The 26,626-nt window shown below is 62.8% G+C and carries 39 protein-coding genes; 38 read left to right on the top strand and 1 reads right to left on the bottom strand.

The window, feature by feature from the left end; translation table 11 throughout:
- Nucleotides 1-39: 39 nt before the first annotated feature.
- The 20 genes from NKG99_RS04005 (at nt 40) to NKG99_RS03910 (ending at nt 11,738) form a co-directional block, all read left to right on the top strand.
- Nucleotides 40-360, top strand: coding sequence for a hypothetical protein (locus NKG99_RS04005; protein ID WP_352864648.1), 321 nt, complete (start codon nt 40-42; stop codon nt 358-360).
- Nucleotides 360-581 (top strand): hypothetical protein, encoded by a 222-nt coding sequence (locus NKG99_RS04000; RefSeq protein ID WP_352864416.1) that lies wholly within the window; start codon nt 360-362, stop codon nt 579-581. Before NKG99_RS04005 ends, NKG99_RS04000 begins: the two co-directional genes overlap by 1 nt.
- A complete protein-coding gene (locus NKG99_RS03995; protein WP_352864413.1) occupies nt 578-982 on the top strand; it encodes a helix-turn-helix domain-containing protein in 405 nt (134 codons plus the stop codon). Before NKG99_RS04000 ends, NKG99_RS03995 begins: the two co-directional genes overlap by 4 nt.
- Nucleotides 982-1,701, top strand: coding sequence for a winged helix-turn-helix domain-containing protein (locus NKG99_RS03990; RefSeq protein WP_352864410.1), 720 nt, complete (start codon nt 982-984; stop codon nt 1,699-1,701). Before NKG99_RS03995 ends, NKG99_RS03990 begins: the two co-directional genes overlap by 1 nt.
- Nucleotides 1,698-2,078, top strand: coding sequence for a hypothetical protein (locus tag NKG99_RS03985; protein ID WP_352864407.1), 381 nt, complete (start codon nt 1,698-1,700; stop codon nt 2,076-2,078). The genes NKG99_RS03990 and NKG99_RS03985 overlap by 4 nt, the downstream gene beginning before the upstream one ends.
- A 136-nt stretch (nt 2,079-2,214) precedes the next feature.
- Nucleotides 2,215-2,790 carry a hypothetical protein gene (locus tag NKG99_RS03980; RefSeq protein WP_352864405.1) on the top strand — a complete coding sequence of 192 codons (576 nt, stop codon included), beginning with the start codon at nt 2,215-2,217 and terminating at the stop codon, nt 2,788-2,790.
- On the top strand, nt 2,787-2,978 hold the full coding sequence (locus NKG99_RS03975) for a hypothetical protein (protein WP_352864402.1): 192 nt from the start codon (nt 2,787-2,789) through the stop codon (nt 2,976-2,978). The genes NKG99_RS03980 and NKG99_RS03975 overlap by 4 nt, the downstream gene beginning before the upstream one ends.
- Entirely contained in the window at nt 2,975-3,229 is a 255-nt protein-coding gene (locus NKG99_RS03970; protein WP_352864400.1) for a hypothetical protein, read from the top strand. Before NKG99_RS03975 ends, NKG99_RS03970 begins: the two co-directional genes overlap by 4 nt.
- Entirely contained in the window at nt 3,226-3,852 is a 627-nt protein-coding gene (locus NKG99_RS03965; protein WP_352864398.1) for an HNH endonuclease family protein, read from the top strand. The genes NKG99_RS03970 and NKG99_RS03965 overlap by 4 nt, the downstream gene beginning before the upstream one ends.
- A gap of 56 nt (nt 3,853-3,908) precedes the next feature.
- Nucleotides 3,909-4,679 (top strand): HNH endonuclease signature motif containing protein, encoded by a 771-nt coding sequence (locus NKG99_RS03960; RefSeq protein ID WP_352864395.1) that lies wholly within the window; start codon nt 3,909-3,911, stop codon nt 4,677-4,679.
- A complete protein-coding gene (locus tag NKG99_RS03955) occupies nt 4,676-6,508 on the top strand; it encodes a ParB/RepB/Spo0J family partition protein (RefSeq protein WP_352864392.1) in 1,833 nt (610 codons plus the stop codon). The genes NKG99_RS03960 and NKG99_RS03955 overlap by 4 nt, the downstream gene beginning before the upstream one ends.
- A gap of 4 nt (nt 6,509-6,512) precedes the next feature.
- Nucleotides 6,513-6,788, top strand: a complete 276-nt coding sequence (locus tag NKG99_RS03950) for a hypothetical protein (protein WP_352864390.1) — start codon at nt 6,513-6,515, stop codon at nt 6,786-6,788.
- On the top strand, nt 6,788-7,054 hold the full coding sequence (locus NKG99_RS03945) for a hypothetical protein (protein WP_352864387.1): 267 nt from the start codon (nt 6,788-6,790) through the stop codon (nt 7,052-7,054). Before NKG99_RS03950 ends, NKG99_RS03945 begins: the two co-directional genes overlap by 1 nt.
- A complete protein-coding gene (locus NKG99_RS03940; RefSeq protein WP_352864385.1) occupies nt 7,051-7,338 on the top strand; it encodes a hypothetical protein in 288 nt (95 codons plus the stop codon). Before NKG99_RS03945 ends, NKG99_RS03940 begins: the two co-directional genes overlap by 4 nt.
- Entirely contained in the window at nt 7,335-7,598 is a 264-nt protein-coding gene (locus NKG99_RS03935) for a hypothetical protein (RefSeq protein WP_352864382.1), read from the top strand. The genes NKG99_RS03940 and NKG99_RS03935 overlap by 4 nt, the downstream gene beginning before the upstream one ends.
- A gap of 28 nt (nt 7,599-7,626) precedes the next feature.
- Nucleotides 7,627-9,873, top strand: a complete 2,247-nt coding sequence (locus tag NKG99_RS03930) for an AAA family ATPase (RefSeq protein ID WP_352864379.1) — start codon at nt 7,627-7,629, stop codon at nt 9,871-9,873.
- A complete protein-coding gene (locus tag NKG99_RS03925; RefSeq protein WP_352864376.1) occupies nt 9,870-10,391 on the top strand; it encodes a GIY-YIG nuclease family protein in 522 nt (173 codons plus the stop codon). Before NKG99_RS03930 ends, NKG99_RS03925 begins: the two co-directional genes overlap by 4 nt.
- Nucleotides 10,388-10,702, top strand: a complete 315-nt coding sequence (locus NKG99_RS03920; protein ID WP_352864374.1) for a hypothetical protein — start codon at nt 10,388-10,390, stop codon at nt 10,700-10,702. The genes NKG99_RS03925 and NKG99_RS03920 overlap by 4 nt, the downstream gene beginning before the upstream one ends.
- Nucleotides 10,699-11,130, top strand: coding sequence for a hypothetical protein (locus NKG99_RS03915; RefSeq protein WP_352864372.1), 432 nt, complete (start codon nt 10,699-10,701; stop codon nt 11,128-11,130). The genes NKG99_RS03920 and NKG99_RS03915 overlap by 4 nt, the downstream gene beginning before the upstream one ends.
- Nucleotides 11,127-11,738 carry a hypothetical protein gene (locus NKG99_RS03910; RefSeq protein WP_352864369.1) on the top strand — a complete coding sequence of 204 codons (612 nt, stop codon included), beginning with the start codon at nt 11,127-11,129 and terminating at the stop codon, nt 11,736-11,738. The genes NKG99_RS03915 and NKG99_RS03910 overlap by 4 nt, the downstream gene beginning before the upstream one ends.
- On the opposite strand, the gene NKG99_RS03905 is transcribed toward NKG99_RS03910, so the two are convergent.
- Complete coding sequence (locus NKG99_RS03905) at nt 11,735-12,268, bottom strand: hypothetical protein (protein ID WP_352864367.1); 534 nt, start codon at nt 12,266-12,268, stop codon at nt 11,735-11,737. The genes NKG99_RS03910 and NKG99_RS03905 overlap by 4 nt on opposite strands.
- A 410-nt stretch (nt 12,269-12,678) precedes the next feature.
- Between NKG99_RS03905 and NKG99_RS03900 the strand changes: the two genes are divergently transcribed.
- The 18 genes from NKG99_RS03900 (at nt 12,679) to NKG99_RS03815 (ending at nt 26,621) form a co-directional block, all read left to right on the top strand.
- Complete coding sequence (locus tag NKG99_RS03900) at nt 12,679-13,008, top strand: HNH endonuclease signature motif containing protein (protein WP_352864365.1); 330 nt, start codon at nt 12,679-12,681, stop codon at nt 13,006-13,008.
- 128 nt (nt 13,009-13,136) lie between these two features.
- Nucleotides 13,137-13,586 (top strand): hypothetical protein, encoded by a 450-nt coding sequence (locus NKG99_RS03895; protein ID WP_352864363.1) that lies wholly within the window; start codon nt 13,137-13,139, stop codon nt 13,584-13,586.
- Nucleotides 13,586-15,313: a terminase large subunit domain-containing protein gene (locus NKG99_RS03890; RefSeq protein WP_352864361.1), complete on the top strand. Its 1,728-nt coding sequence runs from the start codon at nt 13,586-13,588 to the stop codon at nt 15,311-15,313. Before NKG99_RS03895 ends, NKG99_RS03890 begins: the two co-directional genes overlap by 1 nt.
- Before the next feature lies 1 nt (nt 15,314).
- A complete protein-coding gene (locus NKG99_RS03885; protein WP_352864358.1) occupies nt 15,315-15,506 on the top strand; it encodes a hypothetical protein in 192 nt (63 codons plus the stop codon).
- A 2-nt stretch (nt 15,507-15,508) separates the two neighbouring features.
- Complete coding sequence (locus NKG99_RS03880; protein WP_352864355.1) at nt 15,509-16,819, top strand: phage portal protein; 1,311 nt, start codon at nt 15,509-15,511, stop codon at nt 16,817-16,819.
- A complete protein-coding gene (locus NKG99_RS03875) occupies nt 16,809-17,933 on the top strand; it encodes a S49 family peptidase (RefSeq protein WP_352864352.1) in 1,125 nt (374 codons plus the stop codon). Before NKG99_RS03880 ends, NKG99_RS03875 begins: the two co-directional genes overlap by 11 nt.
- 96 nt (nt 17,934-18,029) lie before the next feature.
- Complete coding sequence (locus NKG99_RS03870) at nt 18,030-19,364, top strand: phage major capsid protein (RefSeq protein ID WP_352864350.1); 1,335 nt, start codon at nt 18,030-18,032, stop codon at nt 19,362-19,364.
- Nucleotides 19,365-19,447: 83 nt separating this feature from the next.
- Complete coding sequence (locus NKG99_RS03865; RefSeq protein ID WP_352864347.1) at nt 19,448-19,933, top strand: hypothetical protein; 486 nt, start codon at nt 19,448-19,450, stop codon at nt 19,931-19,933.
- 64 nt (nt 19,934-19,997) lie between these two features.
- Complete coding sequence (locus NKG99_RS03860) at nt 19,998-20,747, top strand: hypothetical protein (RefSeq protein WP_352864345.1); 750 nt, start codon at nt 19,998-20,000, stop codon at nt 20,745-20,747.
- Between the two features lie 8 nt (nt 20,748-20,755).
- Nucleotides 20,756-21,412: a head-tail connector protein gene (locus tag NKG99_RS03855; RefSeq protein WP_352864343.1), complete on the top strand. Its 657-nt coding sequence runs from the start codon at nt 20,756-20,758 to the stop codon at nt 21,410-21,412.
- 108 nt (nt 21,413-21,520) lie between these two features.
- Nucleotides 21,521-22,180, top strand: coding sequence for a hypothetical protein (locus NKG99_RS03850; protein ID WP_352864341.1), 660 nt, complete (start codon nt 21,521-21,523; stop codon nt 22,178-22,180).
- A gap of 15 nt (nt 22,181-22,195) precedes the next feature.
- Nucleotides 22,196-24,286 carry a hypothetical protein gene (locus NKG99_RS03845; protein WP_352864339.1) on the top strand — a complete coding sequence of 697 codons (2,091 nt, stop codon included), beginning with the start codon at nt 22,196-22,198 and terminating at the stop codon, nt 24,284-24,286.
- Complete coding sequence (locus NKG99_RS03840) at nt 24,286-24,504, top strand: hypothetical protein (RefSeq protein WP_352864337.1); 219 nt, start codon at nt 24,286-24,288, stop codon at nt 24,502-24,504. The genes NKG99_RS03845 and NKG99_RS03840 overlap by 1 nt, the downstream gene beginning before the upstream one ends.
- A gap of 7 nt (nt 24,505-24,511) precedes the next feature.
- Entirely contained in the window at nt 24,512-24,802 is a 291-nt protein-coding gene (locus NKG99_RS03835; RefSeq protein WP_352864335.1) for a phage fiber-tail adaptor protein, read from the top strand.
- Nucleotides 24,802-25,182, top strand: coding sequence for a hypothetical protein (locus NKG99_RS03830; protein WP_352864333.1), 381 nt, complete (start codon nt 24,802-24,804; stop codon nt 25,180-25,182). The genes NKG99_RS03835 and NKG99_RS03830 overlap by 1 nt, the downstream gene beginning before the upstream one ends.
- Nucleotides 25,183-25,232: 50 nt before the next feature.
- Nucleotides 25,233-25,457: a hypothetical protein gene (locus NKG99_RS03825; protein ID WP_352864331.1), complete on the top strand. Its 225-nt coding sequence runs from the start codon at nt 25,233-25,235 to the stop codon at nt 25,455-25,457.
- Nucleotides 25,457-26,161, top strand: a complete 705-nt coding sequence (locus NKG99_RS03820; protein WP_352864329.1) for a hypothetical protein — start codon at nt 25,457-25,459, stop codon at nt 26,159-26,161. The genes NKG99_RS03825 and NKG99_RS03820 overlap by 1 nt, the downstream gene beginning before the upstream one ends.
- Before the next feature lies 1 nt (nt 26,162).
- Entirely contained in the window at nt 26,163-26,621 is a 459-nt protein-coding gene (locus NKG99_RS03815; RefSeq protein ID WP_352864327.1) for a hypothetical protein, read from the top strand.
- The last annotated feature ends 5 nt before the right edge of the window (nt 26,622-26,626 follow it).

Raw genomic sequence — 26,626 nt, 5'->3', positions numbered from 1 at the left:
GCGCCACGGCACTCCCTCAGCTGGGCGCTGGCGATCGGCATGCTGGTGGCGTCGGTCGCGTTCATCATCTTCGTGATGTGCGGCGCCGCTTCCGCGCATGACGCGCTGCCAACGCAGTCGAAACCGCAGGGATGGTCGTATCCCTTCGCATGCTGCGCCAACTACGATTGCCGCGTCACCAAGACCGGCGAAGTCAAGGAAGGCCCAGACGGCTACCACACCCCGACCGGTGAGGTCGTCCCCTACGGCGACAAGCGCATCAAGGACAGCCCAGACGGCGAATTCCATTGGTGCGCGCATCAGGCTGGGCTGGATGCCGGCAAGACGATCTGCCTGTTCGCGCCAGGACGGGGGTCGTAATGGCCGCCGCTGCTCGCGCCGAGGAGCTGCTCTCCTACTTCACCGGTCTCGCCCCCGTCGGCGAGCCGGTCGTGGTGCGCCGCGTCGAAACCATGGCGGACCTCCAGCTCGATCACAACACCTATAGCCAATGCCTCAATCACCTCGTCGGCGGGAAATACGTTCGCCGCATCTCCACCCGTCTTCTCATCGTCCTCCGCCGGCCGGAGGAATTCGCATGAGCCGGCACGAGATCTTCGGCAACCACGGTCTCCGCGATCGCATCGAGATCCTTGAGGAGGAAAACCGGCAGCTCAAGGCGACGATCGCCGGGCTGACAGGGCGGAACGAAGCCCGTCTGGCGCGGAAGGCCTTCGATCTAACGGAGGCTGAAGCCAGCATCTTCATGATGCTGGTGACCTGTGGCGAAGCCCAGTACGGCCAGTTGCAGGCCTCGATCTACACTGACCGCCACCTCGTCGAGCTCCTCGATCCCGACTGGGCGATCCGCTCGCACATGAAGAGGATCCGCAGGAAGACGAGACCGCACGGCATCGACTTCGGAACGGTCTACGGGTTCGGCTACACCATGAACGAGACCTGCCGCGCCAAGGCGCGTGCCATCCTGGCGAGGGCGGCCTGATGCGCGTCGTCGTGTCCGCACCATCCCGAGAGATCGAGCGTGCCCTGCGCGCCGCCGCCGAGGACGCCGGCTTCGAATCCGCCGGCGAAACACTCCCACAGGATCTCTGCAGCGCGCTGTTCCGCGATCCCGATGCCATCGGAGTGATCCGGGCGGTGAACAGCGGCTTCGCCGCGGTGGCCTGCCGGGATTTCCGCAGGGCAGACGTCAAGAACGTCCTGTTTGTGCTGCTCGACGCCGACGAGTTCACCTCCCTCGCCGCTTCAACAATCCTGCGGTGCGGCGCCGATGACGTCCAACCCGCCCCGATCCATGCCGACGAATTCATCGCCAGGCTGAAGGCGCTGGTGCGGCGTGGCACCTACAACGATCATCTCTTCATCAAGATGCCGGGTTGCGTGTTCGATGCGGAGACCGGGAACGCCGAGAATGTGGCCCGGTCGCGGCATCTCACCGGGGCTGAGGCAAAGCTCCTAACAGCGCTCGCGCTCGAACCAGACAAGACGCTTTCAAAGACAAACCTCATGGACCGGATGTACGGCGGTATAGATGAGCCGGAACAGAAGATAATTGATGTTCTGGTCTGCAAACTGCGCCGCAAGCTGATCGAGATGAACGACGGCCTCGACGTGATCGAGACCGTGTGGGGCCGTGGGTACCAGTTTCGACCCGAGGGCTTCCCGCCGGTCTACCGCAATCGCGTGAGGTCGCCACGATGAGCAAGCCCATCGCCCGCTCAAAGCTCGTGCCCGGGACGACCATCCTGCTCGGCATGACCGGTTACAGCATGCCCGGCGAATGGTGGCTCGGCACGGTGATTTGGGTCGGTGGGGACGAGACCCTGGTCGAGACGTATCCACCATCTCAATGTGGAAAGGGCGAGAAGAGCCTTCAGCACATTTCCTGGGTTCGCGCGATCGGCACCATCCCCGAACTCGTCGAGATCCAGCGCCGTTGCCATGAAGAGCTGAAGCCGCTCACCGATGCGGTGAAGACCGCCGAGGAGGCGCTGCGCGCCGCCCGTGACGCCGTTTATGCACGGCTCGATGAGATCGCCGCCGCCGAACCGATGCGTGAAGCCGGAGGTGGGATATGACCTGCACCGACTGCATCGTCTGTGGCGGCCGCCGCACCCTCAACGAACACGACATTCCGTCGTGCGAGGCGTGCGAGCCGCTGTTCGAAGCGCACCCCGTTTCCATGCGGACGGATGGCGGCTGCGCAACGGCGGTATGTCGGTGCGGCTGGTCGACGTCACATCCCTGGACGCCTCAAGGGCGATGGGATCGAGAAGCCGCCGTCACGGCGCATTACCGGTCGGTTCGGCAGGTGCCGGCATGACACGCACAATCAGAGACATCCTAGCCGAAGGCATGCGCCGTGAGCGCCTCGGATTGATCCGGCCGCTTTGGCATGACTGGGATGAAGACGGCCGGGAGGAGGTCCGTCGCCGCGCCGACCACCTCATGCGCATCCTGTCCGACGCCGGCGTGCAGCTGGTGCAGACCGGGGAACCCGCGCCCGCCGCCACACCGACAGGCCCCACCATCGTCGCCAACCAGGTCTACGGTGCGCCCGACACTATGCGCGAGATCCGCGTTGAGGAACGTGGCTTCTCGATCGTCGCCGTCAAGGGTGCTGAGACCACAGTCGAGCAGACCTTCACGCTCAATGACGCGATGGTGAACGCCGGCCTCGTCCTCGCCGGTGATCCCGCCGCGAAGTCAATCAAGGATCTCGGCAAGCAGCTCGCCGCGACGGCAGAAATTTACCGCCTCAACGCCGCTGGGTCAGGTGGCGGCAAATGACGGGCCCGCTCTCCACCGCCAGCCGGCAACTCGAGGAACTCGTCGACAGCACGTCCGACTGGGCCGTCGAGCTGCTGCGCCGCACCGCCGAAGACCTCGCCGGCGCGCTCGATCACGCCTCCATGCGGGACGTCGAAGGTGCCACGGAATGGCGAGACCTCAATTCCAACCGGAGATTTCAATCATGAAAAACCGACTGACCGACCTCAACGACCACCTCTTCATGCAGATGGAGCGCCTCGCCAATGAGGAGCTGACACCTGAACAGATCGCCAGCGAGGTGGAGCGGACCGACGCCATGGTCCATGTCGCCGATCGGATCGTCGAAAACGCCAAGCTCAACCTGCAGGCCTGCGAGCTCGTCGCCAAGCATGGGGATCGCTTCATGAAGCACCTGCCGATGATCGCGCCTCCCGCAAACGAGGCCGCCGGCAAGTGAAGGGTCGCCAAATCCGATACAGCGACGAGGAGCTTTCCTTCCTGGAATGGCGGCAGGCAATGAGCCGTCGCGAGCTTCACGCCGCTTTTGTGGAGCGGTTCGGTCGCACCGACGTCACGCTCGACCTGATCAAGGCGCTGTGCTCTCGCAAAGGCTGGTCGACCGGCCGGGATGGTTGCTTCGAGAAGGGCCAAGTTCCGTTCAACAAAGGAAAGCCTCATCCCGCCCGCGGCAGGGCAGCTGAGACGCAGTTCAAAAAGGGCAGCATGACCGGTGCCGCCGCCGCCAAATATAAACCGATCGGGACCGAGCGCTTCAACAAAGATGGCTATCTTGAGCGCAAGATCCATGACGGCATGCCGCTGCAGTCGCGTTGGCGCCTTGTGCACATCATCCGCTGGGAAGAATTGAACGGCCCACTCGCTGCGGGCTCCGCTCTCAAATGTCTGGACGGCGATCGTCGCAACACGGAGCCATCGAATTGGCGGCCGGTACCCCGAGCATTGCTCGCCCGCCTCGCTGGACGGTACGGCCGCAACTACGATGGCGCACCAGCTGCGCTCAAGCCGACGATACTGGCGATCGCCGAACTGGAACATGCCGCCCGGGAGCGCGCGTCATGAGGCGGGGGCCGATCAGCTATAGCGCTGCCGAGATGTCATGGCTTGAAGCCAACCGCATGCTGGTGATCGGCGACTACTATCGCGCCTTTCAGGCTGAGTTCGGCCGCCTGGACGTCCTGCAAATTCACCTCCACGGCCTCCGCAAGCGGCTGGGCTGGAAGGTCGGTCCGACAAAAGGGCGTACCAAGGGCCGCCGCCTGAAATACACCGAGGCTGAGATCGCATGGCTTCGCGACAACTCCACGATGGAGATCAACGCGTGGTGCACAGCATTCCGCAAGCAGTTCGGCCGGGACGACACCACGGCTGCCAAGCTGCACAGCCTGCGCAAGCGTGAAGGTTGGAAAACAGGCAGGACGGGCCAGTTCGACAAAGGTGCGGCACCATGGAGCAAGGGCAAGAAGCTGCCCTTCAACGCGAACTCCGCCAAGACCCAGTTCAAGAAGGGGCAGATACCGCACACCTATCGCGGCGCGGGGCATGAGCGGGTCGACCGCCACGGCTACGTCTGGGTCGTCATCGATCAGCCCAATCCGTGGACTGGTGCTTCGACGTGGAGCGTTCACAAGCACCGCTACCTCTGGGAGCAGGCCAACGGCCCCGTTCCCGAAGGCATGGTTCTGAAGTGTCTCGGCGACAAGCTGAACACCGACCCGTCGAATTGGGAGCTGGTACCTATCGGCCTGCTGCCGCGCCTTAACGGGAAATCCAACCGCAACTATGACCGCGCCCCGGCTGAATTGAAGCCGACCATCATGGCCGTCGCCAAGCTTGAGCACGCTGTCGCGGCTCGCCGCAAACCCTCCACCGAAAGGACACCGACATGACCTTGCAGACAAGAACGGTCGCGCTCGCCGACCTGGAACTCGACGACGATATCAACGCGCGCCGTCACCGCACCGACGAGGGCGTCGACGAATTGAAGGCCTCGATTCAATCCCATGGGCTCGCTCAATCCATCCGCGTCAGGCCGGCTGAGAGAGATGGCCGGTTCCGCATCGTGGCGGGCAGCCGGCGCTATCGGGTGCTCTGCGAGCTGGCGACGAGCGGTGGCAGCGTTGCTGGTGTCACCGTCACCGACGAATTCCCGGTCCCCTGCATCATCGGTTATGAAGACGACGATCAGACCGCCCGCGAACTCAGCCAGGCCGAAAACCTGATCCGCCTCCCCCAACACGAGGCCGACACCTATGAGACCTTCAGGGAACTCGCCGATCGCGGGCTTGATGAGAGCCAGATCGCGGCGCGCTTCGGGATCGAGCCGAAGCGCGTGAAGCGAATGCTGGCGCTGGGCAGGCTGTCGCCGGTTCTGCTTGATGCCTGGCGAGCCGGTTCTCTCGATGAGCGCGGAAGCGGCGCCAATATCGTTCGCGCCTTCACGCTGGCGCCCTCGATCGAGGAGCAGGAGCGTGTATTCAACAAGCTGGTGAAGGATCGCAATCTTCACGCTGGCGCCGTCCTGGCAGCATTCGGCGGCAACGATCACGACGCCGCCAGAAACATCAAGATCGCCGGTCTCGACGCCTATCGGGCCGCCGGCGGTGAGGTCACGCAGGATCTCTTCGGCGACAACCACATCATCGCCGACAAGGCGCTGGCGAAGCGTGTCGCCGACGAAAAGATCGCTGCCACGATCGCCGGACTGAAGGCTGAAGGCTGGTCTTGGGTCGGCATGGGTGCGGACCTCGGCTATTACTGGGAGCAAGGCTGGAAACGCGAGAAGGCCGGCGACGGCAAGGCGACCGCCGACGAGAAAAAACTGATCAAGAAGCTGGAGAAGGCGGGGGCCAAAGAGGCCGCTGCCCTCGCCGCGCTGCAAGCCACGATCGCAGGCCGGCAGTGGACACCGGATCAGCTCGGCAAGGCCGGCGCGGTCGTGAAGATCGGGCACAACGGCGAAGTGGACTTGGTGCGCGGCGTCTTGAAGCCGCAAGCTGAGAAGAAGGCAGCCGCGACGAAAGCGGATGGCTCGAAGGAGAAGTCGGCGCCTAAGATATCTGACGCCCTGCACCAGCGCCTCAGCGTGCAGGCCACGATGGCGACACGGCAGGCACTGAGAGAGGAACCCAGGCTCGGTCTCGTCTTCCTGCTGGCCGGCCATCTCGCCAGCCGGTCGGCGTCACCGATCAAGGCTTACCACGAGGGGATGGGCTGGCGAGCAAGCAATGCGCGGGAGGATTTCTCCGCTGCTGCGGCAAACCTCACCGCGATGTCGGATACCGACCTGTTCCGTGTCGCCGCCGGTATCGCCGGTCTTTCCGTCGATCTTCATACGCCCGAGGCTCGCACCCAGATCTTCGGCGGGCAACGGCATTGCCTCGCCGCTGCAATCGATCCCGTGCAGATGACCGGTGCGCTCCTGGAGGCCTTCGACGCCCCGGACTACTTTGGCGGCGCGTCGAAGCCATTCGTCGTCCAGGCGATCCGCGAGGCCCTCAACGAGGATGAGGCTCGCAAGGCCGACAAGATGAAGAAGGCGGAGCTCACCGCCTTCGCGCTCGCCAATGTGCCTAAGACTGGCTGGCTGCCACCGGAGCTGCGCGCGCCAACTTACTCAGGGCCAGGTGCGATCCCCCTCCTGGCCGCGGCGCCACCAACGGAGCCTGACGACGCCGACCTCGTCGACGAGGAAGAAGACGAGATGGAGGACGCCTGATTTCATGGCCTATGGAGTCGACTTCCCACAAAGCAACCAGTTCCTCGGCCCTCCACCAGGGGCCGAGAACGTCTCTGGGCTTCGGACGTTCACCAACGGGCATTGCTCGGTTTCCTGCTGGCAGCTGAGCGATGAGGAGATCGACGAGATCGTCAGCACCCGCCGTGTCTTCATCAGCGTGCTTTCCGGCAAGACGCAGCCGCCGGTCTTCGTAGGCTCGGAAACCGTTATGCGCGGCTTCCTCGTCGACTACGGCGGGACGTGGAAGGTGACGCGGTAATGGCAATCCGAATCCGCACCGTCGACGGCACCCGCGTGGCTCTATGCGCCGCCGAAACCGATCCCCTGCTCGGTGATGTCTATCTGGACGACGCCGATCACTATGCTCTTGCCGCGAGGTTTGCGCTGGACTGGCGAGACCCGCCGCACTGGGGCACCGAATACCCCGTCGAGTGGGCAGCCATGGCAACGCAGAAGCTTCGCGATGCCGAGGAAGAGCTGGTCCGCTGGCTTGATGCAGCGCCGAATGCGGAGGCATCCGCATGAACGAGGTCAACGCCCGCGCCCGTCAGACCCCGATCGGCTGGGTTGGCGAACTCCGCAAGGTGCATCGCGCCGATTACGAACTCGTCGCTGAAAACGGTATCCCGATCACCTTCGCGACCGAGCATGAAGCCGAGATCGCGGCGTGGCGCGCGCTGCGCAGCCATCTGCAAGGCCAGATCGTGGGCAGTGGCGATAAGGCGGCGGCTGGGCTCACTGAGGCCGAGGCGAAGTTCGGCAAGCTCCTGCGTGGCGGCGGCAAGACCGTTGCGGTGGAGCGCCGATGACGGGTGTGAAATCTCTCCTGACCGACATCGATGTTTGCAAAGCCGTGCGCGCAGGAAACCGTGTCGCGAACTATCGTGCGCTGTTCCTGGCAGAGGAACGCGGTTTGATCGACCTTGCGCCGACGTTGACACTCAAAGGCATCGCGCTTCTCGACGGCATCGAGCCGACAGCGGCCAGCGGTTGGCATATGGGAGGTGCCACTCCAGCCGGCGATTGGAAGGCGGCGCGACGCGCTCGTCGAGAGAGGTCGCAAGCCTAGCATGTCAGGGTTCGATTTCGGAGCATTGATGCCAGAGGTCGCCAGCATGTTGCTGGGCGCCCCTAACCCGCACCACAGTAAGGGCAACGACCACCGCTACGGCACCAACGGGTCGCTGTCGGTCGACCTTGAGAAGAACACCGCCTTCGACCACGAGAACAGCGAGGGCGGCGGCGTCCTCTGGCTAGTCGCCAAGCTGACGGGCTGCGGCGACGACGGCGCCGTCGACTGGCTGAAGGCCAACGGGTTCGACATCCCCGATAACCGTGGCGCCGCGGCGGGCTCCAACCAGAACGCGGGCCCCGGCAAGAAAGAGATCGTCGCCGCTTACGACTACACCGACGCCGAAGGCGGCCTCGTCTTCCAGGTCGTCCGGATGCAGTACAAGCAGCCCGATGGGACCTGGCGCCTCAACAAGCACGGCAAGATCGATAAGACCTTCGCGCAGCGCCGCCGCTTCGCCGAGGAGAAGGACGTCTGGATCAACGGGCTCCTCGACCAGGAATACATGCGGAAAGGCCCCGGTCATAACTGGACCCGGTACGATTCGAAGACCTTCGACAAATGGGGGATGAAGGAACGCCGCGAGTTCGACGGCATCGAAAAGTTGCCGCTGTACCGCTGGCCAGAGGTCTCTGAGGCCATCGCCATGGGTCAGGCGATCTACCTCGTCGAAGGTGAAAAGAAGGCTGACGCCCTCTGGGCCGCCGGGATCGCGGCGACCTGCAATGCCGGCGGTGCGAAAAAATGGACGCCCTACCACGCCGAGCTGCTCGCGGGCGCCCACATCATCCAGATCCCGGACAACGACGACGCCGGCAGGATGCACATGCAGATCGTCGGATCCCGCATGAAGGGAGTCGCGGCATCGGTCATGATGCTCGATATCCGCAAGTTCTGGGCTGAGGTCCCCGAGAAGGGCGATATCTGGGATTGGGTGCAGGCGGGTGGCGATGCCACCGATCTCTTCGATATCGTTGATACGCACGCCCGACCATGGACGAAGGAACCGCCGAAGTCGCGGTTCGGGGCGGTCACATGGGATCGCCTCGACGAACCCGGGATGGAGCACGAATACCTCATCGAGGACATCCTGACCCGGCACGAGGTCGCCATCATCTACGGCGAATCCGGTTCGGGGAAAAGCTTTGAGGCCATCGACATGGCGATGGCGGTCGGCCGCGGCGTCCCCTTCAACGGCAAGGATGTCCGTAGAGGCGGCGTCATCTACCAGGCCGGCGAAGGTGGTATCGGGGTGAAACAGCGCCTCCGCGCCTACCGGCAGACCCACATGGAGCATGGGGAGCGCGTCGACTTCGTCTTGCTGCCCGCTCGTATCGATCTTTTCGCGAGACCCGGGGAGCAGGATGTGGAGACGTCACGCGGCACCGATGCCCTGATCGCCGAGATCAAGGCGTGGTCGGAGACCTTTACCGCTCCGCTCGAGCTGGTCGTCATCGACACGCTGGCGACAGCGACGCCAGGCGCCAACGAGAACGCCTCCACTGACATGTCGGTCGTACTCACCAACCTGGAGCGGATCCGTGACGAATGCCGGTGCACCGTGATGATGGTCCACCACAAGCCCCGCAACGGCAACAATCCGCGCGGCCACTCCTCGCTGTTCGCCAACGTCGACAACGCTATCGAGCTGGAGATCACGCAACGCCTTGATGTCGCCTATCGCGGCGACGGCACGCAGCTGGTCCGCCAGATCCACCGCGCCACGATCCAGAAGAACAAGGACGGTGAACGTGGTCACGGTTGGGACTTCATCCTGAAACAGGTTGTCCTTGGCACCCGGCCAAACGGGAAGCCGATGACGTCCGTGGTCTGTGCACCACCAGGTGGGCAAGGTCCAGAGGTCACCGACGACAAGCGTCTCAGCGATCAGCAGGCTATCGCGATGCAAGCGCTCGTCAACGCGCTGGAGCGGCATGGTGAGAGCCCGCCGGCTATGCTGAAACTGCCGAGGTCGATCACCACGATCGTGCGCATGGGCCACTGGCGCCAGGAGTATGCCGCGCTATCGATGGTCATGGATGAGGACGACGACCCAAAGAAGAAGCAGGAGAGGGTCAAGAAAGCGCTCCAACGCGCCGGCGAACGGTTCTTCGGGGCAAAGTGGATTGGGCGTGCCGAACCCTACGTCTGGCTCACCGGGAGACCGGTTCCTGGGTTCAAGCGCTCCACCGATTCCGAGTATGGGCCGTCGACCCCGGAGGCCATGAGTGCGGGTGTCGCCGACATGGCTGACGGAGACATCCAGTTATGACTCCGTACACGCCAGAGCAGGTGAGCACGATCGACAAGCTGATCCGAGCCAACGGCATTGGTGTCGTCTATATCGTCGCTCACGATCCAGCAGGTCCCGTGAAGATCGGGAAGTCGACCTTCCTGTCGGTAAGGCTCGACGGGTTGCAGACTGGTAATCCGTCGCAGCTCTACGTGTTCGCCGCTTTCTTGGCATCGCACGGTCAGATCCGGCTCATGGAAGCGAGAACCCATGCCGCACTTCAGGGCGCACGGCTGCGCGGGGAGTGGTTTGCCATGCCCGTCGACGAAGCGAAACAAGCGTGTCGTGCTGCGATCAAGCGATACAGGCCAACGGCCTTCAAAGCCCCTGACGTGCAAATTGAGGGACGGAGCGGGACAAGTACCCAAAAAACGAAGAAACCCACCAATCGCTCGGCTTTCAGAGCCCACTACAAGAAGCTTGTCAAAGAAATGTCCCTCCGCGTCCCGCAATGTCCCTCCAAGGCGTCCCGCAACAAATGGGCGCTTCCGAAATGACAGCACCCCGCATCGAAGCCATCAGTTTCGGCACGTATTACTGCGCCGCCTACCGATGTGATGGTGCACCAGACATTCTCCTGGATGGCGCCGATGGGCGACCGGAGCGGTTCACCTCCGCAACCGCCGCCATCAAGGCGGCCGAGCTCGCCTTGCATTTCAAGCCAGCGATACCCGCAGACGAGGACATCCTCGGCGCCAGGCAGTTCCATGAGATCCGCGCCGCCGCCGAAGCTGCGCTTCAGATAGAGGCGCTCGGTGGTGTCGTCGTCGACGGTCGCGTCGTCCCGGTGGAGGTGCGCCGGCGATGAAGCACCGTTGCGATGTCTGGCGCGTCGCCGAGCAATGCGGGGTTCGCCTCGTCGATCCCGACGCCCACGCCTGGCGCCAACGCCGGCCGAGGGAGTGCTTCGCGAAAAAGACACTGAAGAAGATCGGCCAACGGCATGGCGAAGCGCACCTCGCACTGACACTCCGCCTCATCGTGGAAACCTGCGGCAACGCGGCGGAACTCTATTCTGAGACCATCCAAGCGGTCTCCACACTGGTGGCGAACCCCTCGATCGAGGCCAGAGGCGGTGCCCTGTTCGAGCAGTTCGACCGGATCAGCCTCGCCGAGATCCGGCATCAAGCCAAGGTCCTCGACGTCGGGTTGCCGCTGGCGCACGTCATGCGGGTGCTGCTGGCGGTCAGGCTGGCCGATGGTATAGTCGATGACGGCAGGAGGGCGGCGGCGTGACAGCATGGACGGCAAAAGCTGTCGAATATCGCGTCCTCGAGGCAGCGGAAACGCTTATGCTGACGCCGAACGTCGGTGGTGGTTCCGGCGGTTCCGCATGGCCGGAATACATCCCGCATTACCCTCGCGCCATGAAGATCAGGATCCGCCCCTCGCCCGGCGCGCTGACCCGAATGCTGGCGACCTGGGCATGGATAAACGCGTTGCAATCCGAGTCGGATCGGCGTCTCCTTTACGCTTGGGCCTGGACGAAGACCCGCAAGGGTCGCTTCCTCGACGATTTCGCCTCCCGGGAAGGTGTCAAAACCCGGACGCTGCGCTACACGATAACCCGTATCTGCCAAGACATTGCGGATCAGCTGGAGCAAGCCAAAGTTCCCTGCTTCGATCAAGCCGTTGACGACGTTGCCGAAATCGAGCCAGAACCGCCATCACAAACGGTATCCTCCGAGAGGTCCGCCACATCACCAACCGATGGTATCCGGGGCTTTATTGAGCCAGGCGCCCGCCCTAGGTACCCGACACGGGAAGAGATCGCCGCCTTGGTGAAGCGCCTCGAAAAGGCGAACAAGCTGAGGCGCCGCGCGAAGGCAAAGGCGACCGTCTAAAACCGCCGCATAGGGTTGCCATCGCCCTGGTCGGGGCGAAACTTCGCCGGGTCTTTTTTCATCTCGGCCCAGATGTGGTCGGGGATAACGTGCGGCCAGCTTATCGCAGCGTGCTGACCACTCTGCTCCAGCACCAAGCCTTTTGTTATCAGACTGACAAAGCGCCCTTCCGCAAACGGATAGGGAAATGCCTGCATGTTTGACGTGAAAAGGAAGGACATCAGCCGGTGCTCATTCGCGGGTAAGTTGTTGAGCCACTCGACCTGGGTCTTGCGATGAATGCGGGTACGGTTCCACCTCGCGCACCAAGTAGCCAGACCGCCTACGGCCTGTAGCAGCGACACGAGGCAGCTGCCCGCAGCGAAAGCTGCGACGACAAAGAGAGCCGTGAGCGTCCACGCCGGTATGCCTGTGGCGTAGCTCAAGCCCTGTGAGTTCGCGGTAAGGACGACTGCCGACCCGATTAGCGCAGTGAGGGCCACAGGCCAGGCAACGGCCAGGGCTTCCATGAAGTCTTTCAGACTCGGCATCGCTATCCCCCTTGGAAGGCGAATCATAGGGCAGGACGTGCTTCTCGCAAAGCGGGTCAAGCGAATTCGCATTCCAGTTGCGGGACCAATGGCGGGACCGGGCGGGACACCTCGCCCAGCGCATCGCCATTCCGTGATGTCCCCGAGGGACAGCGCTCACATTTCTGAAAACGTGATTTGCGGTGACGGCGCGAAATAGTGCTTCCTTTCGCGGCTCCCCTCCTCGCGTAGACGCCAAGTTCTGATGAGTACTGCCATACGGCGAGCGCCTCAGGCGCGATGACGCCATCGTAGAGCTCTCTACGTTCTCAAGGTCAGCACTACATCAAGAACCGTAGAAGAGAAGAGCGCTCGCTGTCGCGAGCTCCACGTCGGTCGGGGGACAGGGACGTCATCAAGGTCAGCGTGTAATGGCGAAGCAGATAGGCGTGCAGGTCAGGCAGGTCGACATGCGCACCGCCAGAGCTATCACCAAGACAGCGGATGCCGAGCTGCTCACCCCTCAGCATAGGGCATGGCGCAACCAGGTCCTGCAACGTGCTGGTCAGAGATGCGAGGCCATCGATGATGGTCGACGCTGCATCATCATCGCACCATCGCGCCTCTTCGCTGACCACATCGTCGAGCGTAAGGATGGCGGTGCACCTCTCGATGTCGCCAATGGACAATGCCTCTGTGGTCGACACCACACCCTCAAGACCGCCGCCGCTCGAGCCGAACGGATGGCGCGTCACTACTGAATGGGCGGGGGGGGGGGTCGGATCTCTGGGGCCTTCCGGGGGTCCAACCGCTCGGGGCTCATGTTCACGAAATTTTTTCTCCCACCACCGAAATCCGGCTGATTTGCCGAAAGTGACCGAAAAACAGCATGGCAAAACGAGGACGGCCAACATGGAAGCCAACGGCGACCATCAGGCGCACCGTTGAGGAGATGCGGTCCTGCGGGGAGAGCGAGGCCACCATTGCGCGCTCGCTCGGCATCGATGCCGATACGCTCCGCAAACACTGCGCCGATGAACTCGACAACGGCTTCTCGCACCGTCGCCGCGAGGTAATCGGGCTGCTTTATAAGAGCGCGCGCACCGGAAATGTCACCGCGCAGAAGCGCCTCGAGGAGATGACGCGCCTCGCCGGTGCGGCCGAGGAGTTCGACGCCAGGCAGAAAGACGCCGGCGCTGGCACGGCACCGCAGCCGCCCGCTGCTCGGTCTGTGAAGCGCGGCAAAAAGGAAGTTCAGCGCGACGAAGCGTTCTCGGCTGGCGCAAACTCGGAATGGGGTGAGGATCTCGCGCCAATCCCGGGGACGAAACCGAACTGATGGAGTGGTCAACAGCGCGCCCCGACTGGGAGGCGCGCATCGTCGCTGGCGAGAGCCTGTTGCCTGATGGCCTACCGATCAATCGCGCGCGCGCCGAGAAGGCGCTCCGGATCTTCAAGCGTCTTAAGGTCGTTGACATCCCGGGCAAGCCGACCTTGGGGGAATGCTCTCCGGAGTGGATCTTCGATCTGGTCTGGGCGGTATTCGGTTGCTTCGATCCTGTGGCGAGACGCCAGCTCATCCGCGAAATCTTCGTCCTGATCTCGAAGAAGAACGGGAAATCGACCATCGCCGCCGGCATTATGATGACCGCGCTGATCCTGAACGAGCGCGCGATGGGCGAATACCTCATCCTGGCGCCGACCAAGGATGTCGCCGACAACAGCTTTGAGCCCGCCCATGGGATGGTGACCGAAGACAACGCGCTCTACAAACGCTTCAAATCCTCGACCACGACGCGGGAAATTTTCAACCGGCTCGATGAGTCCGTGCTTGCGGTGAAATCGGCAGATGCCGATGTCGTCGGCGGTCAGAAGGCGACCGTCGTCTTCATCGATGAGCTCTGGCTGTTCGGCAAGAAGGCGTCGGCAGCCAACATCTTGTCCGAAGCGACAGGCTCGCAGGCATCCCGCAACGAAGGCTTCGTCATCTACGCGACGACGCAGAGTGATGAGCCGCCGACGGGCGTCTTCCTGGAGAAGCTTCGATATTTCCGCGCTATCCGCAACGGCACGATCGATGACCCCACCTCGCTGGCGCTGATCTACGAATATCCGGACGAGATGGCGAAGGCGCAGCCCTGGCGCGATCGGAAGACCTGGTACATCCCGAACCCGAGCCTTGGAAAATCCGTCGACGAACTGTGGCTGTCGACAAAGCTAAAGCAGGCTGAGATTGCGGGCGCCTCGACACTCAGCTTGTTTGTGGCGAAGCACTTCAACATTGAATCCGGCCTCGGTCTGAAGTCGGGAAGCTGGGCAGGCGCCGAGTTCTGGCTCGGCAATGTGAAGACAGGCGCATCGAACGTCGACCGCACGCTCACCCTTCAGGAGGTCATCCGGCGATCCGAGGTCATAACGATTGGGATCGACGGTGGAGGCCTCGACGACTTGCTCGGGCTCGCCGTGCTCGGCCGCGAAATCGGGACTGGAAAACTGCTCCTCTGGACCCACGCGTGGGCTCATGAGATCGTAAAGCAGCGCCGCACGGAGATCGCGTCGAAGCTCGACGAGCTCGCCGGCCTGCATGAGCTCACCTTCGTTCAGCTTCCTGGCGACGATGTCTATCAGCTCGCTGACAACGTCTTAGAGGTCCACGCCTCAGGAAAGCTGGCCGACGAAAACGCTATCGGCGTCGATTCCTTTGGTGTTGCCGCGATCACGAAAGCGTTGACCAGCCCGCATCCAGAAACTGGAGACGACAGTCCGATAGAAAAGGATCGCATCATCGGCATCCCGCAGGGCTGGAAGCTGAATGGCGCCATCAAGGACACCGAGAGAGACCTCGCCGGTGGTGTCATCATTCACAACGGCAGCGCTCTGATGAGTTTCGCCGTCGGCAACGCCAAAACGGTCCAGCACGGCAACGCGGTCTCGATCGACAAGCAGGTCTCTGGCTCGGCCAAGATCGACCCACTTATGGCTGTCCTGCATGCAAAGGTCCTGATGGGTCTTAACCCTCAGGCTGGCAGGTCGATTTACGAAGAACGCGGATTGAGGATCGCCTGATATGCCGAAAAACGAAGATCCTACGTCCGGCATCAAGGTCGATCGGCAGACCGTGCGCGAGATCGTCGGCGTCTGCGGCGCGGCGCTGGCCGGGTATGGGGCATGGCTGCACTACGCGCCGGCCGGCTTCATGGTTGCCGGCAGCATCCTTGTCGGCTTGGCTGTGATTGGCACCTTGCGCGGCGGTAATTGAGCATGGGTCTGTTTTCGGCGGTGCTCGGGGGCGTTCGGGCTTCGGGTGAAGCCTCGACTTTGGCTCCGGACGATGACCGCTGGTATGACGGCGCAATCTCCAGCATGAGCAACGCCGGTCGCCGCGTCACGCCGGACGGCGCGATGCGCGTCTCCGCGGCCTATGCCTGCATCGGGCTGCTTTCTAAGACGGTCGCAACCTTGCCTCTCCGGATGTACCGAAAGGATCCGAAAACTGGCAAAACCTTTGAGGCGCCCGATCATCCTCTGAATGATCTCTTGGAACACCAGCCGAACTCGTGGCAGTCCGCCTGGGATTTCAAGGCGATGATGATGATGCATCTCGCCCTTCGCGGGAACGCGTATGCCGAGATTATGTCGGGCCCGCGGGGCTTCGCCGACAAGCTCGAGCCTATCCACCCCGATCGCGTTATTGTTGATCGGCTTCCTGACCAGACCATCCGCTACACGATCGCGGATCCAGTGCTTGGGACCCGTCGTCTGCTGCAGGATGAGGTGTTTCATCTTCGCAGCCATATCGCGCCTGGCGGCCTGGTTGGCATCAGCCCGGTCACCTACGCACGGGAGACCATCGGCCTCGCACTCGCCGCGGAAGAGCATGGCGCTCGGATGTTTTCGAATGGTGCGCGCCCATCCGGCGTTGTCACGCTCGAAAAGACGATGAGTGACCCCGCCTTCGCTCGCTTCAAGGCTCAATGGAACGCCGGTTATGGCGGCATCCACAACGTCATGAAGACGCCGATCCTGGAGCAAGGCGCCAAGTTCGAGTCGATCAGCCTGGATGCCGAAGAAGCTCAGTTCATTCAGACGCGCGAATTCCAGATCGAGGAGATCGCGCGGTGGTTCGATGTCCCGCTCGTCCTGCTTCACCACATGACCAAGACGAGCTCGTGGGGCACCGGCGTCGAAGCCATCATGCTTGCTTTCGTTCGCAATAATCTCATGCCGTGGCTGGGATGCTGGACGGGCGCCATCCGGCGCGACTTGATCCTGGCCCCGAACATCTACGAGGCCCAGTTCGACGTCGAGCCGCTGATCAAGGGCGATTCTCGTGCCTTGGCCGATTTCTATTCGAGAACTGTCCTCAACGGCATCATTACCCGCAATGAGGCTCGCGCCGCACTCGGCTACAACCCGCTTGATGGTCTCGATGAGCCGTTGGTTCCGACTAACACCACCACTTCGAACGACGTGCCCAGGAACGACGGGCAGCCGCCAAATGGCTCCGCGCTACTTGGCCACAACGGCGGTCCCGCAATCGACGACACCACGGAGCAAGCCGATGACCACTAGGTTCCCGCACCTTCGTGCCGCGGTCCTGCAGCATCCTTGGGCGATCATGCCGGACCGCCTCGAGGCAATCGCGGAAGTGATCGAACGCCGCGTCGAAGGCGTCAGGCTTTCAGCCGACGAGATCGCTGGCATCAAGGGGAACCGTGAACCAAACGGCGTTGTCGCACTCGTCGATTCCGACGCCTTGCAGCCGGCGACTGCTGATGCGCGCGCAGAAAGCGGCGGCGCCGGCGGCCCATCGGTGATCGCAGTGATCTCTGTGTTCGGCATCATCGCCCAGCATGCACGCCAGGTCGACGACATCAGCGGCCCGGGCGGGACTTCAACAGAGCGGGTCCTTTCGAGCTTCAGATCCGCGATGAACGATCCGACAGTTAAGGCGATCGTGCTCAACATCGACAGTCCTGGCGGCAACGTGAATGGTGTCCAGGTCCTCGCCGACGAGATCTTCAATTCCCGCGGCCAGAAGCCTGTTGTCGCACAGGTCAACAGCTTGGCGGCCTCCGCTGCCTACTGGATCGCCTGCGCTTGCGACGAGATCGTCGTCACCCCAGGCGGTCAAGTCGGCTCGATCGGCGTCTACTCGCTACACCGCGACGTCTCGAAGGCCGCCGAGATGGAAGGATTCAAATTCACCTTCATCTCCGCTGGCAAATACAAGGTCGAAGGCAACCAGTTCGAGCCGCTCAACGACGAGTCTTCGAAGGCGATCCAAGACCAGATCGACGCCTACTACTCCGATTTTACGACTGCAGTCGCTCGTGGCCGCGGTGTCGAACTCGCCGAGGTCGTGGGTGGTTTTGGCCAAGGCCGCACCGAGAAGGACAAGAAGGCGGTGAAGGCTGGAATGGCTGACCGCGTCGCCACGATGGACGACACCCTTCGCAAGTTGGCAGCCGCGAAAAAGCCGACCGGCCCCAAGGCTGAAACCATCAATGAACCGCGGGTAGATGTCGACCTTGAAGTGCCACCCGGCCAGGCTGAGACCGACAAGACGGCCGAACCGGCTGATGAAGTCTCGAAAACCGAGGCGGAGGCACTGGCGTCGCAAGCCGCAGCTGACCGAGATGCGTTTCGTCGTCGCCGTCACGCTGCCCGCGCGCGCGGCGCCTAGCAGTCGTCCCATTTCGCTTGCGCCCCACGAGCCGCCGGGCACGTGGGCAGACTTTCCGCGCCCTTCTGCCCGGTTTCAGCAACTTGGAGCACAGAAATGAACATCAAAGTCCTTCGCCAGAAGCGCGCCGACCTCGTCAAAGAGGCTCAGGGCGTTTTCGACGTCGCCACCACCGAGAATCGCGGTCTCACCGAGGCCGAGGCAGCGCGCGATGATGCAATTTCGACGGAACTGACCGACCTCGACGCCCAGATCGCTCGCGCCGAACGTCAGATGGAGCGCCAGCGCTCGATCGGCGGCAATACCGACGCCAACAACGACGCCGACCAGCGTGATCGTGGCGGCCGCGGCGGCGAGCAGCGTTTCGCCTCGCTCGGCGAGCAGATGCTTGCCATCGCAAGAGCGGGCAACCCCGATTATCGCGGGGCCGCGGATCCTCGCCTCATCATGGCTGGCCCGACCGGGATGTCGGAAGGTGTCGCTGCCGATGGCGGCTTCTTGGTGCAGACCGACTTTTCCAACGAGTTGCTTCAGAACACCTATGAGGGCGGCGAGATCGCCAGCCGTGTTCGTCGCATCCCCATTGGCGCCACCTCGAACGGCATCAACATGAATGGTGTCGACGAGACCAGCCGAGCCAATGGCTCTCGCTGGGGCGGCATCCTTTCCTACTGGACCGGCGAGGCCCAGCTCAAGACGGCGAGCCAGCCGAAGTTCCGTCGCATCAAGATGGAACTCGATAAGCTCACCGGCCTCTGCTACGCAACCGACGAGCTGCTGCAGGACAGCACCGCGCTGGAATCGTGGCTGCGTCAGGCGTTCGCTGACGAGTTCGTCTTCAGGATTGAAGATGCCATCATGAACGGCAACGGCTCCGGCATGCCGCTCGGCTTCCTGAACGGCGGTTCGACGATCACCGTCTCGAAGGAAACCAGCCAGGTGGCGGCCACCATCGTCGCGGAAAACATCCTGAAAATGTGGGCCCGCATGCCGGCGCGGTCGCGCAAGAATGCGGTGTGGCTCGTCAATCAGGATATCGAGCCGCAACTCTACCAGTTCAACATCAAGATCAAGAATGTCGCCGGTACCGAAAATGTTGGCGGCATCGCGACCCCGCAGGTGATCTTCACGCCTCCTGGCGCCAACGGCAACCAGTATGCGACTCTGATGGGCCGTCCGGTCATCCCGGTCGAATATGCCGCGACGCTTGGTACCGCTGGCGACATCGTGCTTGCCGATCTGTCGCAGTATCTGGCGATCGACAAGGGGCCGACCCAGATCGCGTCGTCCATCCACGTTCGGTTCATCTACGACGAAACCGCCTTCCGGTTCGTCTACCGCTTCAACGGTCAGCCGATCTGGGCGGCACCGATGACGCCGTTCAAGGGCACCGCCACGCAGAGCCCGTTCATCGCCCTCCAGACGCGATAGTTCCAGCGACCAAGGAGCCGGCCTTCGGGCCGGCCCACCGCTCCCCGATCAACCCGTTTATCGCTGTCCAAGGAGACAAGCAAATGACCAAATTCACCCTTCCTCACGAGATGAAGCTCATCGAGGGTATCGCCCCTGCCGCCGATGCCGCCGGTCGCAGTTCGGATATCGTCAGCCTGAAGAATGCCGGCAAAGCCTACATCCTCGTCCACATCACTCAGGGCAACGCCGCCACGATCGCGCTGACGCCGATGCAGGCCCAAGACGTCGCCGGCACCGGCGCCAAGGTGTTGGCAAACTCAGTGCCGATCTGGTCGAACCTCGATACCTCGCTCACCGATACCCTCGTGCGGCGAACCGATGCGGTCAACTACACCACCGATGCCGCCGTCAAGAACAAGCAGGTCGTCTTCGAGATCGACCCCGCCCTCCTCGATACGGCGAACGGCTTCGACTGCATCTACTTCACGACTGGGGCCTCGAACGCCGCCAATATCACCCAGGCCGAGTTCCTGCTGGCAGACCTGCGCTTCCCGCAGACGACCCCGCCGAGCGCCATTATCGACTGATAGCAGACCTCGAGACCGAGGGCCGCTCTAGTGGCCCTCTTCCTCTCAACCCGGAGCACGACCAATGTTCGTTCGCCAATTGATCGGCCGTGAGGCCGGGACCATTATAGAATTGCCTTACCATGCCGCAACGGCGAGCCTCGGGATGGGGACTTGCGCCGAAGTAAGCGACGCTGAGATCGCGGAGGCGGGCCTCATCCCTGCGCCGACCTATTCGGCGATTCGCCCCGACGAGATGCCGGCAGGCTATCGCGCGATCCCAAGCGAAGGTGGTGGGTTCGATGTCATTGACGCCGGTGGCGTCACCGTGAACAAGGAATTCATTCCAAATTTGCCGGCGGCGCGGTCATTCGCGCTCGCCCTGGCAGGCGATGAGATGCCCGCCGCGACTTCAAGCGACCCCGCGGATCTGGACAGGATGACGCGCGCCGAACTCGACGCGCTTGCAGTCGAGCGCGGCGTCGATATCTCAAGGGCCAAAAACAAGGGCGATGTCGTCGCCGCACTCAGGGGCGACGATGCTCTTCGCGAAGACGGCCCCACTATCGCTGAGTTCGTTTCCGCGGGGTATCCGGCAGCGAACTATCCGCCAAAGGGCTATGCATCGCGAAGCACGGCTGACGAAATAGCGGAGGCCGTGAAGGCTGAGGACGTCGCCAAGCTACGCGCCGCCATCCTGGCCGACCTCATGAAGCTATCCGACGAGGATCTCGCCAAGACTGTCGACATCGAGAAGATCGCAGTCGTCGACGGTGACACCAAGGACGTCATCCTCGGCAAGATCGCCGACGCCCGTATCGCCGCACAGGGCTGATCGCAACGATGCGTTCGTTTCTGGCCATAACCGAGGATGCCAGCGATCTCGCGTTGCTGTCGATCGACGAGCTGCGCACCGCCGCCGGTATCACTGGAGGCAGCCAGGACACCGCTTTGAAGGCACTTGGGCTTCGCGTCGCCTCGGCCATCATGGCGGAGTGCAACATCGCAGTTGGATCGAGCACCGAGGGCGTCGAAGCAACGCTGAAGCAGGAGACGCTGACGCAGACATTCTACCAGGTCGAAGTCGACGAGCTCATGCTGGCGCGCCGACACAATGTTGTTGTCTCCAGCCTGGTCGAAGATGGCACCACCTTGGACGACACCGACTTCATGGTCGATCCCGAATCCGGCCTCGTCACCCGCCTGAGTTCGGACTGCCCGCGCCGATGGTGCGCTAGGAAGGTGGTCGCCACCTACAAGGCCGGCTTCGAGACCATTCCCGGCGACCTCAAGCAGGCAGCCACCGACTTCTTTCGGTATGCCTACCTCGAATCGACCCGAGATCCCGCGCTGAAGAGCGAGGTCGTCGATATTCCCGGTGTGGAACGCACCGAACGGGCATGGTGGGTTGGGTCGGTACCGGGGCAAACATTCGAAGGTGCGGTACCTGACATCGTCGCTGGCCAGCTGAAGCGGTTCCTTAACCCGGCGATTGGCTGAAATCATGCCCGTTGACGTCCAGACATTAACCTCCGGTTCCGGCAAGGGGCGCTGATGTCTATCCTCGGCATGCGGCAATGGTCGATGGCTGGACCTTATCAATTTGTCATGGCCGCCGCTGCCGCAGGGCTGACAGTCACCTTTATCGGCACGTTTACAGATAACATCACAACTGATCCGCACACATTTACCGCCAACGTCGGCGCGGCGGGCAACAAGATCGTCGTCGTTTGCCCGCACTCGCTGCGGAATGCCGCCGCACAGAGAACAATCGTCTCTGTGTCCATCGACGGGACCAATGGAACCATAGCCGGCCAGGTCGGCATCAACGATGGCGTCAACGAAGGCACGCAAACGGGCATCGCCTATCGCGAGATCACGACCGGTGGCGTCATCACGATCATCGATGACTGGTCGGCGGTTCACTCGTTTTCGGCCGCCGACGTCTACACGATCACCGGCTACACATCGAATACGCATGTCGACGTGAAGACGGCGACCGGCAACGATCCGACTATCAGCACGCTTACGGTTAGTGCTGGCGGCTGCGTAATCGCTTCGGCAAGCGGCGTCGAGCCGGCGACAGGCGCCTTCACGTTCTCTGGTGCGACATTGGACCATGAACAGCAATGCGATAGCGCTAACGGCATCGTTCACATGCGCGAGGGCTGCGGCCATGCAACCGGGCTTTCGGCGACCAGCACCTACAACGTGCAGGCGACTTCCTCGGCGGGTTTTGAGGCGCTCGTGGCTGTATCTTTTGTCTGACAGGAACAGGCATTCATGAGAACCATCAAGAAAGGCGCCACCAGCCAGTCGATCTATGTCGACGTGCTCGATTCGACGTCGACCACCGGTGGCCGCAAGACCGGGCTTGCCTATAACACGTCGAGCCTGACCGCATATTATGTGCGTAACCAGAGCACCGCGACGGCGATCACGCTGGCGACGCTGGCCGCCGCCAACACTGCTTGGTCCAGCGGCGGGTTCAAGGAAGTTGACGCCACCAACATGCCTGGCGTCTATCGCCTCGATGTGCCGGACGCAGCCTTTGCGACTGGGGCGGGCGACGACGTTGTGATCGTGATCAAGGGCGCCACTGGCATGGTGCAGGCGAGCTGCGATGTGCAACTGGTCGCGATCGACCCGCAGGACGCCGTTCGCTCCGGCCTGACCGCCTTGCCGAACGCCGCCGCTGAAGCCGCAGGCGGCCTCTACACGCGAGGCACAGGGGCGGGCCAGATCAATCAGGATGCCAATGGGCGTGTTGATGTGAACGGCAAGGCGTGGGCTGGCGGCGCCGTCCCAGCGCCGAACGTGACTGGCGTGCCGATCGTTGATGACAAATATCTGCTCGGCACGATCTATTCGACGCCGGCTACTGCAGGCATTCAGGATATCAACGTCATCAACTGGAAAGGCTCGGCCGCCGCTGCGATGACCGGCGATGCTTATGCCCGTCTTGGTGCTCCTGCGGGTGCTTCCGTAAGCGCGGATGTGGCGGCCGTGAAGGTCGATACCTCAGCGATCAAGGTGCAGACGGACAAGGTGACGTTCACCGTCGCCAACCAGGTCGATGTCAACGTGCTCGATTGGAAGAGTGCCACGGCGCCTGCCATGACGGGGGATGCCTTTGCACGGCTCGGAGCGCCGGCTGGGGCGTCGGTCTCGGCCGATGTCGCCGCCGTCAAGGGTGTGCTGCCTGCCGCCCTTGTATCGGGCCGGATCGATGCCAGCGTTGGCGCTATGGCGGCTGCTGTTCTTACGGCGACAGCCATTGCCGCCGATGCGATCACTGACGCCAAGGTGGCCAGCGATGTCACCATTGCCAGCGTGACCGGTGCCGTGGGTTCCGTCACGGGGGCAGTAGGCTCTGTCACCGGAAATGTCGGCGGCAATGTCACCGGCTCGGTGGGCAGCGTTACCGGCCTCACCGCTAGCAATCTGGATGCCACGATTTCCAGCCGGCTGGCTGGAGCATCCTATACGGCGCCGCTCGATGCCGCAGGAACGCGTACGGCGGTCGGTCTGGCTTCGGCCAATCTCGACACGCAACTGGACGCGCTGCCGACCAACGCTGAACTGGCCACGGCGTTCGCGGCTGCCGATGACGCAACCTTGGCGGCCATCGCGGGTCTGAACAATCTGTCGGCCGCACAGGTGAATGCCGAAGTTGACACCGCCCTTGCTGATGTCGGGGTGACTGCCACGGTTACCGGACGCATTGATGCCGCGATCAGCACGCGCCTTGCCGCCGGTTCTTATACCGCACCTGACAACGCCACCATCGCGTCGATCGACGGCAAGGCCACCACCATCCTGGCCGGTGTCGTCGCCATCGATGCCAAGACGACAAACCTGCCCAGCGATCCAGCCGACCAGTCGCTGGTCATCGCAGCAACTAATGCGATCATGACGCGCCTCGGCACGCCGGCCGATACCGATATCGCAACCGACATCGCCAATATCCCGGTCGGCACCGCGCCAACTGCAGACGAGATCGCCGACGAGGTGCAAACCCGCACCATCGCCGCAGTGACGCTGGTCAATAGCCTTGCCGCGGGGAGCCTCGATGCGGCGGCGTTGGCAGGCGATGCCGTGACCGAGATCCAGGCGGGTCTTGCCTCGCAGTCGAGTATCGATGCGCTGCCGGCCGCCACGGATGTCGCCGCCGCGGTGCTGGCGGCCACCTATGAAGGTGGTGAGACCGTCCAGGATCATTACCGCCTGGCGCGCGCCGCGCTCTACGGAGTGGCCGATGGGCTCGACGGCAGCACCGTTCATTATCGTGACGCCGCCGACAGCAAGAACCGGCTGACCGCCACGGTTGACGCCGATGGCAACCGCCTGGCCGTCACCACGGATGCGACCTGATGTTCGGCGCTCGGTTTTTCGGCCGGCATTTCTTCGGCGAGCGCTTCTTCGGCGGTGGCTTCATCTCAACCGGCCTGACCTTTCCAACCGAAGCCGGGTTCTTCGCTGTTGCTGAGGCGGTCTCGCGCAGCGCAACGGTCGATGCGGGCGCCAGAAGCGTCGTCGTTGCCGCCGTGAGCCGCTCGGCCGCTGTCGGTCCAGTCTCCAGAAACGCATGAGGCGACCATGACTTGGGGACCAAAAGACAAGGATGCTATCCGCGACTACGGCATCGACTGGACCGCCGATCTCCCCGACGCGGTCACGATCGCCGCCTCGACGTGGCTGCTCGATGGCGAGACATGGGCCGGTGGTGGCGATCTGGTCAAGGTGACGGATTCCTTCGCGGATACCAATGCGACGGTGAGAATTTCAGGCGGGGTCGTCGGAACGACGTACCTGATCACCAACCACATCGTCATGTCGGACGGAGAGGAAGACGACTTCTCGCAAAAACTGAAGATCAAGGAGCGTTGATGCCCTTGACCCCGCAGGAGATCCGGGACGCCTACCGCGATGCGCTGCTGCGTGTCGGCGAACTGAACGAAGACGGCACCCGTGCGGTGGCGATCCGGCGCTACACTGGCAGCGGCGCCGATCGGCCGTTCGATGATACCCCGGTTCTGGCGCGCGTCGTCGGCTACGAGCCGCACGAGCTCGTCGGCGGCATCATCCAGGGCGACCGAAAACTGATCGTGTTCGGCCCGGATCTCGAAGACGCCGGTTTCGAGCTGCCGGTGCGCAAGAACGACAAAGCCGTCATCCGGGGTGTCGAGATCAACATCGAGGCGCCGGACGACAACACGAGGCGGGTCGCCGGCGTGCTGATCGCAATCGAAATGCGGGTAAGAGGCTGATGCGAGTTTCGGCAAGCAGAGACGATGCGGCGTATGAAAGCGTACCGTGGGTGCGTTGGGCTAAGGTCTTCGTCGACGGCAAGGAAATCGACAACGTCGAAACGGCAGACGAAGAACAGGGAATCGTCGTCTTTTACCCGAAAGAGAACGGCGAGCTGATCATCGACGGCGATGAGATCAGGCGCGAAATGCTGACCGGGACCGTTGGCCTCAAGATCAACCGCGACGCGCCTGAGTGGGTCAAAGAATTGGCACCGAAGCGGGTCGAGACGTAATGGCCCGCCTTCAGCCCGGCTCACTGACCTTCGCCATCGCGGCGCAGGCGACGATCGAGGCCACCCAAAAGATGGTCGTCGCCGTTGCGAAGCGTGAACACGCCGCGGTGATGAACACGGCACCGATGCCATCTTCGTTCATTCGCATCGTCGACGGCCAGCAGGGCACCCCAGAAGAGGCGGTGAAGCCGTTCGGGGTCATCGTCTACACCTACCCGCGACTGGAAGAGGTCGTCCGGTTCGCGATGCAGACGCTGTTTGATCTATCGCCGGTGCTGTCCGGCGAATATCGGAATTCGCATACGCTTTTCGTCAATGGCGCCGCGGCGGCCAACCTGGACGGCTACATCCCTGGCGCCGATCTCGCGATCACCAACTATGTGCCCTACAGCCGCAAGATCGAAGTCGGCTCGATGAAGATGCGGGTGCCCGGCACCGAAGAGGTCTACCAGCAGGCGAGACGCGTCATCATGGCGCGCTTCGGCAACATCGCTAAGGTCCAGTTCACCTATCGCGGCATCGTCGGCGGCTCACAGGTCAACCAGGCCTTGGCGGCATCGAGCGGGCAACCGTGGTGGATGGGTGATGGCGCCGCCCGCCCGGCATCCGGCCTGCTCGAAAGCGCTACCGGCAAGAAGCACGGCAAAACAGCACACAACAAGCCCGGCGCCAGGTTCCCGGCCTTGATCATCACGGAGCGCTGACATGGCCGACTATGCCGGCGCCAAGGCCGCGATCCGCGAGTGGCTCGAAGACAATTGGACGACGACACCTATCACCTACCAGAACGAGGATCCGGAGCAGCCCTGGCCGCCGCTGCGCACCAGCGGATCTCCGGCGCCATGGATCCATCTTCGCATTCGCGACACCGGTAGCCGGATCTGGACGTTTGGCACCGCCAACAACCGCGGTTGGCGCTACGACGGCCAGATCATCGTGCACGTCTTCACCCCGGTCGGGGAAGGCACCGCAGAGGCGGATCAATGCGCAGTGGCGATCGGCGAGATCTTCCGAGCCGCCAAGTTCTATGACGACGGACTCGGGTCCTACATCCGCACATTGGCACCCGAGGTCATCGGCGGCGACAACGCCACCGAATCTGAGGACGGGAAATGGTTCGGCGTCACCATGTCCGTCGATTTCACCTACTGGCACCGCGGCTGATCCGC

It is taken from the genome of Mesorhizobium sp. M1409 (assembly GCF_040317535.1).
Lineage (GTDB): Bacteria > Pseudomonadota > Alphaproteobacteria > Rhizobiales > Rhizobiaceae > Mesorhizobium.
Note: the sequence above shows the minus strand (reverse complement) of the source record. Positions and strands in the feature narration are given on the sequence as shown.